The sequence below is a fragment of the Arthrobacter sp. ISL-28 genome (genome assembly GCF_018613875.1).
GTDB lineage: Bacteria > Actinomycetota > Actinomycetes > Actinomycetales > Micrococcaceae > Arthrobacter.
This window is the reverse complement of record NZ_JAGGPJ010000031.1, coordinates 1-14,249: the sequence shown is the minus strand read 5'-3', so window position 1 is coordinate 14,249 and position 14,249 is coordinate 1. Positions and strand designations below refer to the sequence as shown.

The following is a 14,249-nucleotide window of genomic DNA, read 5'->3' as shown; positions in this document are numbered from 1 at the left end:
AGTTCAGGAGTTACAGTGACCCAGCAACAGACCGCAGGCCCGCCCGCCGCAGGGCATGCAGACCCAGCCGAGGAATTCCTCGACCGGCAGACCCCGCTTAGCCGAATCCGCAATATCCTCCACCGCTATCCGGCGCTGAGCCCGGCCATTGTCCTGCTTGTCGCGGTGGTGGTCTTCGGGCTCCTCAATGAGAGGTTTTTGCGAGTCGAGAACCTTTCCCTGATCACCCAGCAGGTCTCGGTGGTAGGAACCCTCGCAATCGCTCAGACCCTCATCATTCTGACCGCCGGCATCGATCTCTCGGTGGGCGCCGTCATGATCCTCGCGTCCATGGTGGTGGCACAGCTGGCCGTCGGCAGCGGCGCGCCCGCTCCGCTCGCTCTCCTCCTCGGCCTCGTCGTGGGTCTGGCAGCGGGAGCGCTGAACGGTTTCCTGGTCACCAGGTTCCGGCTCCCCCCGTTCATCGTCACGCTCGGAACGCTGAACATCTTCATCGCCGTGACGCTTCTCTACTCCGGCGGCTCCACAGTCCGCGGCTCCAGCATGCCCGGCCTGCTGACATGGATGGGCAGCACGTTCCCGGTCGGGCCCGTGCGTATCTCCACCGGCGTGGTCATGATGCTCCTGCTCTACATCGCGGTCGCGTTCATCCTCGGAAAGACCGCCTGGGGCCGACATGTCTACGCGGTGGGCGATGACAAGGAAGCCGCCCGTCTGGCCGGCATCCCGGTGAACCGCGTCCTGATGAGCGTTTACCTCGCAGCCGGGGCCGTACTGGCTATCGGCGCCTGGATCCAGATCGGCCGCACGAACGCCGCCAGCCCCAACGCCGGCGTGGACCTGAACCTGGACTCCATCACCGCCGTCGTCATTGGCGGAACCAGCCTCTTTGGCGGACGCGGCTCCATCTGGGGCTCCCTCCTCGGCGCGCTGATCGTCGGGGTGTTCCGCAACGGCCTGTCCCTGGCCGGCCTGGACGTGCTGTACCAGACCCTCGCAGTGGGCGTCCTCATCATCCTCGCTGTGTCCATCGACCAGTGGATCCGAAAGGTGAAATCATGACCGCCACAGAATTCCAGCCGGCCAAGACCGAGGTCCGCCAGCCGATCCTGCAGGCCAGGAACCTCGTCAAGACCTTCGGCCGCGTCGTGGGTCTGGACGGCGTCAGCCTCGACCTATATCCGGGCGAAGTCCTGGCGATCATCGGCGACAACGGTGCCGGAAAATCCACGCTCATCAAATGCCTCACCGGGGCCGAGATCCCGGACTCGGGCGAGCTGAAGGTCTCCGGCCAGCCGGTCCACTTCAAGCGCCCGCAGGACGCCCGCGCCCACGGCATCGAGACGGTGTACCAGAACCTTGCGGTCTCACCGGCACTCGACGTCGCTTCCAACCTGTTCCTTGGCCGTGAAGAGCGGCTTCCCGGCCCACTGGGAAAGATCTTCCGCGTCCTTGACACCAAGGGCATGCGCCGCAAAGCCAAGGAGGAGCTCACCCGGCTCGGGATTTCCACGCTCCAGGACGTGACCGTGCCGGTGGAGAACCTGTCCGGCGGCCAGCGCCAGGCCGTCGCGGTTGCCCGGGCTGCAGCGTTCGGGTCCAAGGTCGTGGTCCTTGACGAGCCGACGGCGGCCCTCGGTGTGCGGGAATCAAACCAGGTCCTGCAGCTGGTCCGGGACCTCCGGGACAGGGGCCTGCCGGTCATTCTGATCAGCCACAACATGCCCCACGTGTTTGACGTGGCCGACCGGATCCACATCCAGCGCCTCGGCAAGTGCGCGGCCACCATCACGCCGCAGTCGCACAGCATGACCGATGCGGTGGCAATCATGACGGGCGCAGCCACCGCCTGACCACCCGGTGTTGCCACCTTCCCCAACACTCCGTCCGCGGGCCGCAACGAGGCCCGCGGACGGCTCCATGAAAGGCACCCCATGCTCACACCCCAGTCCAACGCCGCACTCCCGGCAACCCCCGATGTCATCGTTATCGGCGAAGCGCTCACCGACATCGTCGCAACATCCGAAGGCACCGTGGAGCATCCGGGCGGATCGCCAATGAATGTCGCCTACGGACTCGGACGCCTCGGCGTCCGCACCGCGCTCCTGACGTCCCTTGGCAACGACGTCCGCGGCGCCGCGATCGAAGCCCACGTGGCCAGCGCCGGCGTCGAGCTCCTCCCCGGTTCCAAATCCCAGGGCCGCACCGCCTCCGCCACAGCCACCCTCGCGGCCGACGGCTCCGCCAAGTACGACTTCGACATCAGCTGGGAACTGCCGCCGGTCGCTCCCGCTTTTCTGCCCAAGGTGCTCCACACGGGCTCGATTGCCACCTTCCTGGCGCCCGGCGCCGCCACGGTCAAAGCCCTCCTGGAACAGTCCCACCGTGAGTGCATGGTCACGTACGATCCCAACGTCCGGCCGGCGCTCCTCGGCAGCCAGGCCGAGGCCCGTTCGATTTTCGAAGACCTGGTTCCACTGACCGACGTCGTCAAGCTCAGCGATGAAGATGCCCGCTGGCTCTACCCGACGCTTGAACTCGACGCCGCCGCGGCGCGGATCCTCGAACTCGGCGCAGGACTGGCCGTGGTCACCTGCGGCTCCGAGGGATCCCTGCTGGCCACCCCGGCAACCCAGCTGCACATCCCGGCCATAACATCCGTGGTCGCAGACACGATCGGCGCCGGCGACTCCTACATGGCGGCACTGATTTACGGCCTGTTGGCCCGCGGGACCGACGGCCTCGCCCCGGCAGTGCTGGAAACTGTCGGACGCACGGCTTCGAAAGCCGCCGCCATCACGGTCCGCCGGCCCGGCGCAAACCCGCCCACGGCTGAAGAGCTGCAGGCGGATCTTCCGGACGAGGCAGCGGCAGTGCCCGCCGCCTGATCCAGGTTGCCCAGAACCTCAGAACCGCACAGCGCGGGGTCACCTACGGCCGCCTCAGGGCACAACATTAGGCTGCAGGTGACCCCGCGCTGGCTCATGTCAGCAAAACCTCAGGTCAGCTGCAACCCTAGGCGGCCTGCCGCCCGCGCAGGGCCGCCACGCCCCATACCGCCAGCAGCACACCGATCAGCAGCAACCCGGCGTCGCCCAGGTCGACGGATTCCAGCCACACCGTAAGCGGGTCCCGGAGATCTAAGGCCGCGTTGAAGAACCCGCCCAGCGTGATGGTGGAAATGAACAGTGCGGAGACGGCGGAAAGTCCCGTGATCACCGCGTTGAAGCCCAGCTTCCGCCTCGGGTCCCCCAGCGCCGAGCGGTACATCCGCATCATGGCAACGCCGTTGATGGTGTCGCACAGTGTCATCGCTGCCGCGAAGGCGAGCGGCAGCGCCAGCAGCGCAAGCGCTGACACTCCGGCGAGCGATGCCGCCGTCGCCATCACCAGCAACCCGATGGTGGTGGCTGTATCGAAACCGAGCCCGAAGAGGAACCCGATCACGTAAATGTTCCTCGGCCGCTGCACGCGGGACAGCGGCAGCGCGAGGAGCCGGGCCACGAAGCCTTTCGCCTCAAGGTCCCCGGCGGCCACCACCCCTCCCCCGCGTGCGGTCCGGTAGACCTTCACCGTCCGGACAAAGGCAGAGCCGTTGAAAACGCCCATCGCGAGCAGGAACAGCCCGGACACTCCGCTGCCGACCAGCCCCAGCACCAGGTTCCCCATGCTGCCCTCGGTCATGAACGTGCCCACCAGCGAAGCCCCCGCCACGAGCAGCACGCCGGCCAGGATCACCACGGAGCTGTGGCCGAGGCTGAAGGCGAAGCCCACGCTGACAGGGTCCTTGTGCTCGGCGACGAATTTCCTGGTGGAGTTGTCGATCGCCGCGAGGTGGTCCCAGTCGTAGCTGTGCTTCACCCCTGCCAGATAGGCGGTCAACACGAGTCCCAGCGCCAGCGGCTGGCCGCTTTCTGCGGCGCCGGAGAACAGCAGTACGACGGCGGCGGCGTGCAATGCGCTCACTGCACCGAAAGTGACGATCAGGCGCGTCCGCAGCGGCAAGTGCTCCCGCCTGCGGTACAGCGCGGATATCTGGCTGGTCAGTTGGCCCTCGGCGGTCATCAGTACTTCCTCAGGTTCAGGGGAGCCTGCCCGTACCAGCGGTCCCGCAGCAGTGTGGTGCAGGCGCCCAGGAGCCGGTTGAGTTCGCCGGTGCTGTTCGACAGCGACCTCAGGACCAGTCCGGCTGTTCCAGCTACGGGGGCGGTCAGGGAGACACCGGTGTAAGCGTCGTGGGCGGCGGTGACGTGGTGCAGTTCGTCGGCGAGTGCCTGGTCAACGCGGGCATCCACCACAATGAGGGATCCCAGATGGCTGAAGCCCTCCATGAAGCCCATCCCGGTGACGTCGTTGCCCGACGGGCGGATCAGCACATTGTCGAGGGCCAGCAGTTGCGTCTGGCCTGCAACTTCCACATGGATCTCGGTCCGGAGACGCAGTTTCTCGTACCGGAACGACTCCCCGTCCGGTGACCACCCCGGCGTAACTACCTCAGCCATCACCAGGCTCGACGACGGCCTGACCGTGATGTGGGTGTTCTGCCGATAGCTCGCCTCGCGGTAGGCAATGAGTTGGTCCGGAGCGAGTTCCAGCTGCGACCCCTCCCCCAGCCGCAACCGCATCCGCTGCTCTGCAAACGACCCCGGAGTCCGGTAGACCTTGGTGGCGGACTGGGTGGTCAGCAGCAGCTTTGCCCCGTCCCCCACCTCCACATCCAGGACAAAGAGGTCAGCCCCGAGATAGGCGCCGCCGGGATTCACGAGCACATAACAAACCTGCCCGGAATCATCCAAGTAGTGCGGCCGCAGGACCCGCAAAGCGCCTTGGTGGTACTGATGTGCGGCCACGGAACGCTGATCACGCACGGCGACCCGAAGCTCCAAACGGCCTATCTCGGGCCGATCAGCAGACGCGGGTGATAGGGGCCGCGGCGTGGCGGGCACCGCGAAGCGGACACGGCCCCTATCATCCGCGGCAGCAGGCCCAGGTGAGATGGTCACCAAACCCGCCTCGGCCGCCGTCGTGCTCATGACGCGAGGTCGAGCATCAGGACATCGCGCCGCACCCATTCGATGACCGCGTCCAATCCCTCGTCCGTTTTGAGGTTGGTGAAGCAGAACGGCTTTTCGCCGCGGAATTCGCGCGAGTCCCGTTCCATCACTGACAGGTCTGCGCCGACGTGGGGGGCGAGGTCGGTCTTGTTGATGATGAAGAGGTCTGACTTGATCATTCCCTGCCCGGCTTTGCGCGGGATCTTCTCGCCTTGGGCGACGTCGATGATGTAGATGGAGAAGTCCACGAGCTCAGGGCTGAACGTGGCGGAGAGGTTGTCGCCGCCGGACTCCACGAAAATCACCTGCAGGTCCGGGTGCCGCTTCTTGAGCTCTTCGATGGCGGCGGTGTTCATGGAGGTGTCCTCGCGGATGGCCGTGTGCGGGCAGCCGCCGGTTTCGACGCCAATGATCCGGTCCTCGGGCAGGATTCCGTTGGCGGCCAGGATCTTGGCGTCCTCGATCGTGTAGATGTCGTTCGTGATGGCGGCCATGGAGATTTCGCGGCTCATGTGCCGGGTGAGCCGCTCCACGAGCTGGGTCTTGCCGGCGCCAACCGGGCCGCCGATGCCGATCTTGATGGGTTCAGACATTCTGTCCTCCTGCTAGCTCATGAACATGCGGGCACGCTGACGCTCGTGCCGCATCTGCGAAATTTCCAGTCCGGGGCTGATGGCGCCGAAGTCGTCCGGCGTCAGGTGACCTATCCGTTCGGCGGCGGCCGCGACGCCGTCGGACGCTTTCCGCAGCAGCCGCTGGCCGGCGTTTTGCCCCAGCGGGATGGCGCGGACGGCGTTCTGGGTCAGCGAGGTGACCGCGGCGAAGAGGTACGCGGCGAGCGCTTCCGGCAGCGGCACGCCCAGAGAACGCGCGACGGCGGCAAACGCCAGCGGCTGGTGGCCGGCGGCGCGGCCTGTGGCCACCAAGTCCCGGTACTCGTCCAGCGCGGGCGATGGGAAGACCTCCGAGCCGATCTCCAGCAGCCGGCTGCCCATCTTGACGCTGGCCTCGCGCAGTTGCCGGGGCAGGAGCTGCGCTGTGAGCAGGGAATCCAGGTCCGGAACAGGAACGCCCTCGTACAGGAAGCGGATGGCCAGCCCGTCAGAAAAAGTCAGCTGCTGCCCGATGAAGGCAGCCAGCCAGACGCCGAACGACTCCTCGTCATGCACCAGCCCGCGCTCGATGTAAGTCTCAAAGCCAAGGGAGTGCGCGAACGCCCCGGTTGGCAAAGCTGAGTCCGTGAGCTGCTGCAGGGCGAGCTGGTAGGACATCCCGGAATCAGTGGCTGTGTTCGGCATGGCGGAAGGGGACGGGCATGACGCGTTCCTGGCGGTCGTAGGGTATACCGACGTGTTTGAGGTAGTCCTCGACCGTGTGGTCGTACTGGCACACCATGACCTCGGCTCCGTACTCCGAGGCCACATCGAAGAACTGCGCCTGCAGGTGCCGGTTGCCCAACGAGTGGGCCACGATACCCATCTCATGAATGGTCCGCGGCGCGACCACCAGGACATCGGTGGGCAGCACGGAGACCACGATCATCGTGGACTCGTCCACGTGGAGGACGTCCCCGTCGCGAAGGTCCGCGGAGCCCGACGGAAGCCGAATGCCCAGTTCCTTGCCGTGGTCTGTTGTGACGCGCTGGATCCGTTTGACCAGCTGGGCACTCGGCAGCACCACCTTCTCCTTGTGCAGCCCGAAATAGGGGTCCGCCCCCGGCCTCTGATCGTGCAGGTTGCCCAGGATCTTGTCGATGATCATGTTCGTTCTCCATGCCTAGAAAAGGAAGTAGCGCTGGGCCATGGGCAGCACATCGGACGGCTCACACGTGACGTCCACGCCGTCCACCGTCACCCTGTACGTTTCCGCATCCACTTCGATGTCCGGCGTGGCGTCGTTGAACTTCAGGTCGGCTTTGGTGAGCGAGCGGATCCCTGAGACAGGCCGGATCATCTTCTCCAGGCCGAGTTCCTGGGGCACTCCCGCATCAATGGCGGCCTGGGAAAGGAAGGTGATGGAGGACTGCTGCAGCGCCTTTCCGAACGCGGCGAACATCGGGCGCATGGTCCGCGGCTGCGGGGTGGGAATGGAAGCGTTGGCATCGCCCATCAGTGCATAGGCGATCTGCCCGCCCTTGAGCACGAGTTCAGGTTTGACGCCGAAGAACGCGGGGTCCCACAGCACCAGGTCGGCAAACTTTCCCTCCTCCACGGATCCGATGGAGTCAGCCATCCCGTGCGCGATGGCAGGGTTGATCGTGTACTTGGCCACGTAGCGCTTGATGCGGAAGTTGTCGCTCGCCGCTCCGGAACCGACAGCAGAAGCCTGCGTCCCGCCGTCGGAATTCCCGAGCGCGGCACTCTCGATCGCGGCATCCTCCAAAGCGCGGTCCTCCACAGCCGCTTCCTTCAACGCCGGATCCTTCAAGACGCCGCGCTGCCTCTTCATCTTGTCCGCCACCTGCCAGGTGCGGGTGATCACCTCGCCCACGCGGCCCATGGCCTGCGAGTCGGAGGATGTAATGGCGAAGATGCCCATGTCCTGCAGGACATCCTCCGCCGCGATGGTCTCTGCCCTGATCCGTGAGTCGGCGAAGGCCACATCCTCCGGGATGTCCGGGTTCAGGTGGTGGCACACCATGAGCATGTCCAGGTGTTCTTCGATGGTGTTCCGCGTGTACGGCAGCGTGGGGTTGGTGGATGCGGGGAGGACGTTGGGCAGCCCCGCGATCCTGATGATGTCCGGGGCGTGGCCGCCGCCGGCGCCCTCGGTGTGGAAGGTGTGGATGACCCGGCCATCGATGGCCCGGATGGTGTCCTCCACGAAGCCGCACTCGTTCAGGGTGTCCGTATGGATCGCCACCTGGATGTCGTATTCGTCGGCAACCTTCAAGGAGGTGTCGATCGAGGAGGTGGTGGAGCCCCAGTCCTCGTGGACTTTGAGGCCGATGGCTCCGGCCCGGATCTGCTCGGCGAGGGGTTCGACGGCAGACGCGTGCCCCTTCCCGAGCAGGCCGATGTTAATGGGCAGGCCTTCGGCGGCCTGGAGCATCCGCTGGATGTGCCATTTGCCGGGGGTGACGGTGGTGGCCTTGGTGCCTTCCGCCGGACCCGTGCCGCCGCCCAGCATGGTGGTCACGCCGCTGCACAGGGCGGTGGGCACCTGGTCCGCGGAGATGAAATGGATGTGGGAATCCACGCCTCCGGCAGTGAGGATCTTGCGTTCCCCTGCGATGATCTCGGTGCTGGCGCCGATCACGATGTCGACGCCGTCGGCGATCTGCGGGTTGCCGGCCTTGCCGATTCGAAGGATGTGGCCGTCCTTGAGGGCGACGTCGGCCTTGTAGATGCCGGTGTAGTCCAGGACCACCACGTTGGTGATCACGGTGTCCGGAACGCCTTCATCGCGCGTGACCTGGCCGTTCTGGCCCATCCCGTCGCGGATCACCTTGCCGCCGCCGAACACCACCTCCTCGCCGTAGACGGTAAGGTCTTTCTCAATCTCGAGGAACAGTTCGGTATCGGCCAGGCGGATGGCGTCGCCCGTCGTCGGGCCGTAAAGGTCCGCGTACTGCTTGCGTGATAATTCAAAACTCATTGCACTTCCCCTGCCGATGGCTGTGCCGGGCCGAGGCTTCCGTTGACGGCGTTGCTCAGCCCGTACACCTCGCGTCGGCCCGCGAGCTCGATCAGCCGCACGGTCTTGCTGTCGCCCGGTTCGAACCGCGCAGCGGTTCCCGCCGGGATATCGAGCCGACGCCCGTACGCGGCCTGGCGGTCAAACTCCAGTGCCCGGTTCGCTTCGGCAAAGTGGTAGTGCGAGCCCACCTGCACGGGGCGGTCACCGGTATTGACAACGACGACGTCGATTGCCTCCCGTCCGGCATTGACCGTGAGCGGTTCGCTCCGCAGGACATACTCTCCCGGAATCATGGTGCCCCTATCGGATGGGATCGTGAACGGTGACGAGCTTGGTGCCGTCCGGGAAGGTGGCTTCGATCTGGACGTCGTGGACCATCTCGGGCACGCCCTCCATGACGTCGTCGCGGCTGAGCAGGGTGGTGCCGTAACTCATGAGCTCGGCCACTGTCCGCCCGTCGCGCGCCCCTTCGATCAGTTCGTAGCTGATGATCGCCACCGCCTCGGGGAAGTTCAGCTTGAGCCCGCGCGACTGGCGGCGGCGCGCGAGGTCGGCGGCGACCACGATCATGAGCTTTTCCTGCTCGCGGGGCAACAGATGCATTCCGGAATCCCTTCTTTCACGGCCACCGCCGCAGCCTGCCCAGCCACTGACTCCTCAGCAGCCGAGTACCAGACCACAGCGCATCCAGTAACAATGCACCTTGGCGGCGATGTGTGACCAGAGTAATCCGCAGACGTTTCCGTGAGATTTCCGATCCGGCATCGGTGTTAGATGCCCTTCAAGCGTTTTGCAATGTCGTCCGTTGACAGCACGGGCTGGCGATATTCCGCGGACAGGATGCGCAGCATGTCCACCGCGGCCTGCTCGTTTGAGGAAGCCATCGCCTCCTCGGCATACACCACGCGGAAGTTGTGCGCGAAGGCGTCCGCCGCCGTGTGGGCAATACAGTTGTGGGTGGCGACGCCGGCGAGCACCAATTCCTCGACGTCCCAGTTCCGCAGGCGCGAGACGATGTCGGTCCCGGTAAAGGCACTGTCGCGCGTCTTGATGAGGCGGGGCAGCTCCCCCGCCGCCAGGCCGGGCACGAACCCGGCCTGTTCCGAACCCCGGAAGATAAAGCCCTGGTCGTCTTCCAGCATGTTCAGCGACCAGGTCGACTTGTCCCGCTCGTGTTCGGTGGCCACCAAAAGGATCTTCGCGCCGTGGGTGGAAAATTCTTCAATGAGTCGGTTGCAGGCCTGCACCAAGGCCTCCCGGCGCGGGGCCAGCCCAGGATCCTCGAAGTAGGCGTTCTGCATATCGACGATCAGTAGAGCGATCACGAGCGGATCCTTTCCGTTTTTCCTGTAACCGGAGCCGTCACCCGGGGAGCGGGTCCACTGTCCGGGCAGTCAGGCGGCATGGCCCGGACAACACCAGCCAGCCATAATCCTCATGTACCCACGATGCCACCGGAATAACGCAGTGCGGGCATAGACCGGCCAGCCGCTACGGGGCCGAGGCACGGATTTTCAGCTCGAAGCCTGCTTCGATATGCACGCCTTCATCCGACGTCTCCGTCCCTTCAACCCGGTCGATCAGCAGCCCGACGGAACGTTCAGCGATTTCCTCCATTCCCGGCGCCACAGTGGTGAGGGCCGGTGAAGCGAAGCGGGCCTCATCAATGTCGTCAAAGCCGGCAACGGCGACGTCCTGCGGCACCTTCACGCCGCGGATGAGGAGTTCGTGCATGGCGCCCAGCGCGAGGGCGTCGTTCAGCCCGAAGACGGCGTCGAACACCACTCCGCTGTCCAGCAGGGCCCCCACCGCCGAAGCACCGGCGTCGCGGCGCCATCCGGACGGCACGATGAGGGCAGGATCAAAGTCCACTGCGGCAGCGGCGAGCGCCTCCCGGTAACCGGTCAGGCGCAGGCCGGGGCTTCCGGCGTCGTCCTCCATCGCCGCTCCGAGCACTGCTATCCGACGCCGGCCTCCCGCCAGCAGGTGGGCGGTCATCGCCTGGGCCGCCCCGATGTTCTTCATGGTGACGAGGTCGAACCGGGGGTCCTCGATGTGCTCGCCCAGCATCACGAGCGGCTTGCTGCCCCGCCGGTCGGCCACGGTGTCCGCGTCCAGCGCCAGCGGAGTGAACAGCAGTCCGTCCGTCAGCTGGCGGAATGGCCCGTGCAGTGCGCTGAGCTCATTGGCCTCAAGCGCGGCCGACTGCTCCACCAGCACACGGTAGCCCCGGGCCGAGGCGACGGTCATGAGCCGTGAGGCCAGCTCGGCGTAGTACGGCGCCGAAAGATCCGAAAGAACCAGGCCGAGCATGCGGGACTTGCCGGAACGGAGGCTCCTGGCCGTCAGGTTGGCCTCATAGCCCAGCTCAGCGATGGCATCCAGCACCTTCTGTTTGGTGGCGGGCCTGATGAACTCATAGTCGTTCAGGACGTTGGACACCGTCTTCAGGGAAACCCCTGCCGCCCGTGCAACATCATTCATGGTCACAGCCATCAGGGGCTCCTTCTCGCGGCGATGCATCTGGATACATCGTTGCAGAAAAGTGTGGCGGACCGGCCCGCCCGCAAGAATTTCCCAAGGTGGCAGGCCCACGCTGTCTCCAGGGTCTCTAAAAGCTTTGTGGCCGGGCAACGGCGCCTGGCCACAAAGATGTCTGGGGGCATCCCTGCCTGTAAGCTCGGCGGGTCCCTGGACTACCTCGCCGGCACCGCAATGACGGAGCACCTCTTTTCCGTGGGTGCCGGACTGGATTCGGCGGTGGTGGGCGAACGGGAAATCGCGGGCCAGCTCCGCCGGTCCCTGACGGCAGCACAGGAATCGGGAACAGCAAGCGGTGCCCTGATCCGCCTGTTTCAGGCGGCGTCCCGGGCAGCTCGCGACGTCGGATCCCTGATCACCCTGGGCGATGCCGGACGCTCGATGGTTTCCGTGGCCCCTGGACCTGGCGGTCGGGAAGTTGCGCGGCCGCGGACCAGCCGGCCTGTCGGCGGTCGTCATCGGCACGGGGGCCTACGCCGGATCTACCTTGGCGCTGCTGGACGCCGAATACCGAGCGAACGTTTCCGTATTCTCCTGGTCCGGGCGCGCCGAGGCCTTTGCCGCGGCCCGGGGCGCTGCGGCGCTGACGACGTCCGAACTGCCAGCCGCGATCCAGAAGGCAGACGTGGTGATCGGCTGCAGCGGCCGCGGAGCCCGTCTGGGAGCAGAGGAATTCAGGCGTTTCCGGCAGGGCACGGAGGAGCGCCTCGTCGTCGTTGATCTTGCCTTGAGCCGGGACTTCGGGCTGTCAACCGGGGAACTGCCCGGGATTGACGTGATCACCCTGGAAGACGTGCGGCGTGCCTCACCGCGCGAGCATTCGGACGGTGTCCGGCAGGCCACCGAACTGATCCGGCGGGCGGCACTGCGGTTGGAGAAGGACCGCCAGGCCCGCCTCCTGGACCCGGCCATCGTGGTCCTGCGTACACACATGCAGCGGGTGCTGGCCGGCGAACTGACGCGGGTGAAGAACCAGCATGGCTGCACCGCCACCGCCGAAGCCGTGGAATTCGCGCTGCGGCGCGTGGTCCGGCAGCTCATGCATGTACCCACAGCCAGGGCACGGGAACTTGCGGCCGCCGGCAGGCAGGATGACTACACGGCCGCCCTCGAAGCACTCTACGGCTTGAACGTTGAACCGGATTCTGGCCTTCTGCCGGTGCCGGCAGCCGCAGAATGCCGAGTGGGAGCATGGGCGAGTTAGGCCACGGACAACATTCAGGGGCACGGGTAACATTCCGGGGCACTACAGTCGCGCCGCAGCGCCCCGGGGCTTGCCTGTCGTGGCAAAGAACCGGCTCTGGCAGCCGCAGCCTGCGCGGGATTAGCTTTTAAGCAGCATCCGAACAGCCCTGTCAACGAGAGGACGTTCAATGAACCACCGGCCAGCGACAGCCAGGCGCATGTGCCGCCTTCTCGGATTTCTCGGAGCGGCCGTCCTCGCGGCAGCGGGCTCCGGCTGCACCGCTCCAGGGCAGGGTCCGGAGCCCCCGACAACCTCGCAGTCCCCGGGAAGCACACCGGGCGGGGCACCTGCCGACCAAACGACTCTGGGGCGGCAGCCATCCCCCGGCCAAACAACCGGCGGACGAGGCGGCGGGCAGGGCGGCGGACAGGGCGGCGGCGGGCAGAGTATTCCGCAGGGTGTCGCGGACATTCCTACCATCGTCAGCAACGTCCAGCCGTCTGTGGTGACCATCTTCACGGACGGCGGCCTGGGAAGCGGCGTCGTGTATTCGGCGGACGGGCTGATTCTGACGAATGAGCACGTGGTGCGAGGAAACCGCCAGGTTGAGGTGGGCTTTGCCGACGGCCGGCGGGTGGCTGGGAGTGTGCGGGCCACCGACGCCATCTCCGATCTGGCACTCGTGGAAGCGAAACGGACAGGCCTGCCTGTCGCGAAATTCCAGTCCGACCTGCCCCGGATTGGTGAACTGGCGGTGGTTATCGGCTCGCCGCTGGGATTCGAAAATACAGCGACGGCGGGCATCATCTCGGGCCTCCACCGCGAGATCCCGGGGTCGGCGTCGAGCAGCCAGTCCCTTGTGGACCTGATCCAGACCGATGCCGCGATCAGCCCCGGCAACTCCGGCGGCGCCGTGGTCAACAGCAGGAGTGAGGTGATCGGGATCAGCGAGGCCTACATTCCGCCGCAGTCAGGTGCGGTGGCCCTTGGGTTTGCCATCCCCGCCGCCACCGCGGTCAAAGTGGCTGACCAGCTCCGGGAGGACGGCACTGCCGATCACGCCTTCATCGGCCTGGGGCTGGCAGAAATCACCCAGCAGATCGCCGACCAGCTGGGCCTGCCTGATACGCGCGGGGCGCTTGCGCTCTCGGTGCCGGAGGGCGGGCCGGCAGACAAAGCCGGCATCCGACCCGGGGACGTGCTCATTAAGCTCGACGGCGATGATCTCGCCACGCCCGAGGACCTCCTCGCCGCCTTAAGGTCCAAGAGTCCCGGGCAGACCGTGACCGTTGAATTCCGCAGGGGAGCTGAAACACAGGAGGCAAAGGTCCAGCTGGTCGCGCGCCCGGCCTCGTAAGGCCGGGCGCAAAAGGCTGCAGCAGCGGCTAAAGTCCGCTGGCCAGCTTGTAGTAGGCGGCGTTCCAGGCGAGTTCCTTTTTGAACTGTTTGATGGTGGTGCCCTGGTCGATGGTGAGGAGTTCGGTTTGGGCGATGTCGGCGAAGTCTTCGAAGACGTCCATGCCGACCTGGGTGGAGAGCACGGTGTGGTGGGCTGCGCCGGCGGTGAGCCAGGCCGCGGCAGAGGTCGCGAAATCGGGTTTGGGCGACCAGAGGGCGCGGGCCACGGGCAGGTTGGGCAGGGGCTGGTCGAGGTCCACGACATCCACGGCGTTCGCCACGAGGCGGAAGCGGTCGCGCATGTCGGACAGCGCGACCACGACGCCGGGGCCGGCGTCGGTGTCGAAGACCATGCGGACGGGGTCTTCCTTGCCGCCGATGCCCAGCGGGTGGATCTCGACGCGCGGTGTGCCGGCGGTCAGGGAGGGGCA

Annotated in this window: 15 protein-coding genes and 2 pseudogenes; 6 read left to right on the top strand and 11 right to left on the bottom strand. The window is 66.1% G+C overall.

Annotation, left to right across the window (positions count from 1 at the left end; genetic code table 11):
- The first annotated feature begins 15 nt into the window (after nucleotides 1-15).
- From J7E80_RS19735 to J7E80_RS19725, 3 genes are all read left to right on the top strand, one after another.
- Nucleotides 16-1,062: an ABC transporter permease gene (locus J7E80_RS19735; protein WP_215053923.1), complete on the top strand. Its 1,047-nt coding sequence runs from the start codon at nucleotides 16-18 to the stop codon at nucleotides 1,060-1,062.
- Nucleotides 1,059-1,853, top strand: coding sequence for an ATP-binding cassette domain-containing protein (locus J7E80_RS19730; RefSeq protein ID WP_215053922.1), 795 nt, complete (start codon nucleotides 1,059-1,061; stop codon nucleotides 1,851-1,853). Before J7E80_RS19735 ends, J7E80_RS19730 begins: the two co-directional genes overlap by 4 nt.
- Before the next feature lie 81 nt (nucleotides 1,854-1,934).
- Nucleotides 1,935-2,888 carry a carbohydrate kinase gene (locus J7E80_RS19725; RefSeq protein WP_215053921.1) on the top strand — a complete coding sequence of 318 codons (954 nt, stop codon included), beginning with the start codon at nucleotides 1,935-1,937 and terminating at the stop codon, nucleotides 2,886-2,888.
- Between the two features lie 127 nt (nucleotides 2,889-3,015).
- Here the strand turns inward: J7E80_RS19725 and J7E80_RS19720 are convergent, their stop codons facing one another.
- The 10 genes from J7E80_RS19720 to J7E80_RS19675 all read right to left on the bottom strand — a co-directional run bounded on the left by J7E80_RS19720 (nucleotide 3,016) and on the right by J7E80_RS19675 (nucleotide 11,189).
- Complete coding sequence (locus tag J7E80_RS19720; RefSeq protein ID WP_215053920.1) at nucleotides 3,016-4,065, bottom strand: HoxN/HupN/NixA family nickel/cobalt transporter; 1,050 nt, start codon at nucleotides 4,063-4,065, stop codon at nucleotides 3,016-3,018.
- On the bottom strand, nucleotides 4,065-4,850 hold the full coding sequence (locus J7E80_RS19715; protein WP_311380895.1) for an urease accessory protein UreD: 786 nt from the start codon (nucleotides 4,848-4,850) through the stop codon (nucleotides 4,065-4,067). Before J7E80_RS19715 ends, J7E80_RS19720 begins: the two co-directional genes overlap by 1 nt.
- A gap of 179 nt (nucleotides 4,851-5,029) precedes the next feature.
- A complete protein-coding gene (gene ureG, locus J7E80_RS19710) occupies nucleotides 5,030-5,647 on the bottom strand; it encodes an urease accessory protein UreG (protein WP_215053918.1) in 618 nt (205 codons plus the stop codon).
- Between the two features lie 12 nt (nucleotides 5,648-5,659).
- On the bottom strand, nucleotides 5,660-6,352 hold the full coding sequence (locus J7E80_RS19705) for an urease accessory protein UreF (RefSeq protein WP_251037135.1): 693 nt from the start codon (nucleotides 6,350-6,352) through the stop codon (nucleotides 5,660-5,662).
- Nucleotides 6,333-6,815, bottom strand: coding sequence for an urease accessory protein UreE (gene ureE / locus J7E80_RS19700; RefSeq protein ID WP_215053917.1), 483 nt, complete (start codon nucleotides 6,813-6,815; stop codon nucleotides 6,333-6,335). The genes J7E80_RS19705 and ureE overlap by 20 nt, the downstream gene beginning before the upstream one ends.
- 15 nt (nucleotides 6,816-6,830) lie before the next feature.
- Nucleotides 6,831-8,651, bottom strand: a complete 1,821-nt coding sequence (gene ureC, locus J7E80_RS19695; protein ID WP_215053916.1) for an urease subunit alpha — start codon at nucleotides 8,649-8,651, stop codon at nucleotides 6,831-6,833.
- Complete coding sequence (locus tag J7E80_RS19690) at nucleotides 8,648-8,986, bottom strand: urease subunit beta (RefSeq protein WP_215053915.1); 339 nt, start codon at nucleotides 8,984-8,986, stop codon at nucleotides 8,648-8,650. The genes ureC and J7E80_RS19690 overlap by 4 nt, the downstream gene beginning before the upstream one ends.
- Nucleotides 8,987-8,993: 7 nt before the next feature.
- A complete protein-coding gene (locus J7E80_RS19685) occupies nucleotides 8,994-9,296 on the bottom strand; it encodes an urease subunit gamma (RefSeq protein ID WP_215053914.1) in 303 nt (100 codons plus the stop codon).
- A gap of 167 nt (nucleotides 9,297-9,463) precedes the next feature.
- Nucleotides 9,464-10,018, bottom strand: coding sequence for a cysteine hydrolase family protein (locus J7E80_RS19680; RefSeq protein WP_215053913.1), 555 nt, complete (start codon nucleotides 10,016-10,018; stop codon nucleotides 9,464-9,466).
- 166 nt (nucleotides 10,019-10,184) lie between these two features.
- The gene (locus J7E80_RS19675; protein WP_215053912.1) at nucleotides 10,185-11,189 is read right to left on the bottom strand and encodes a LacI family DNA-binding transcriptional regulator; all 1,005 of its coding nucleotides are present in this window, start codon (nucleotides 11,187-11,189) and stop codon (nucleotides 10,185-10,187) included.
- 21 nt (nucleotides 11,190-11,210) lie between these two features.
- Here J7E80_RS19675 and J7E80_RS24720 point away from each other — a divergent pair.
- The 3 genes and pseudogenes from J7E80_RS24720 to J7E80_RS19660 form a co-directional block, all read left to right on the top strand.
- Nucleotides 11,211-11,522: pseudogene (locus J7E80_RS24720) on the top strand (hypothetical protein); the annotation flags it as partial.
- A 79-nt stretch (nucleotides 11,523-11,601) separates the two neighbouring features.
- A complete protein-coding gene (locus tag J7E80_RS23985; protein ID WP_251037134.1) occupies nucleotides 11,602-12,438 on the top strand; it encodes a hypothetical protein in 837 nt (278 codons plus the stop codon).
- A gap of 169 nt (nucleotides 12,439-12,607) precedes the next feature.
- Entirely contained in the window at nucleotides 12,608-13,777 is a 1,170-nt protein-coding gene (locus J7E80_RS19660; RefSeq protein WP_251037133.1) for a S1C family serine protease, read from the top strand.
- A gap of 28 nt (nucleotides 13,778-13,805) precedes the next feature.
- Here J7E80_RS19660 and J7E80_RS19655 read toward each other — a convergent pair.
- A pseudogene (locus J7E80_RS19655) lies at nucleotides 13,806-14,249 on the bottom strand (L-arabinose isomerase); the annotation flags it as partial.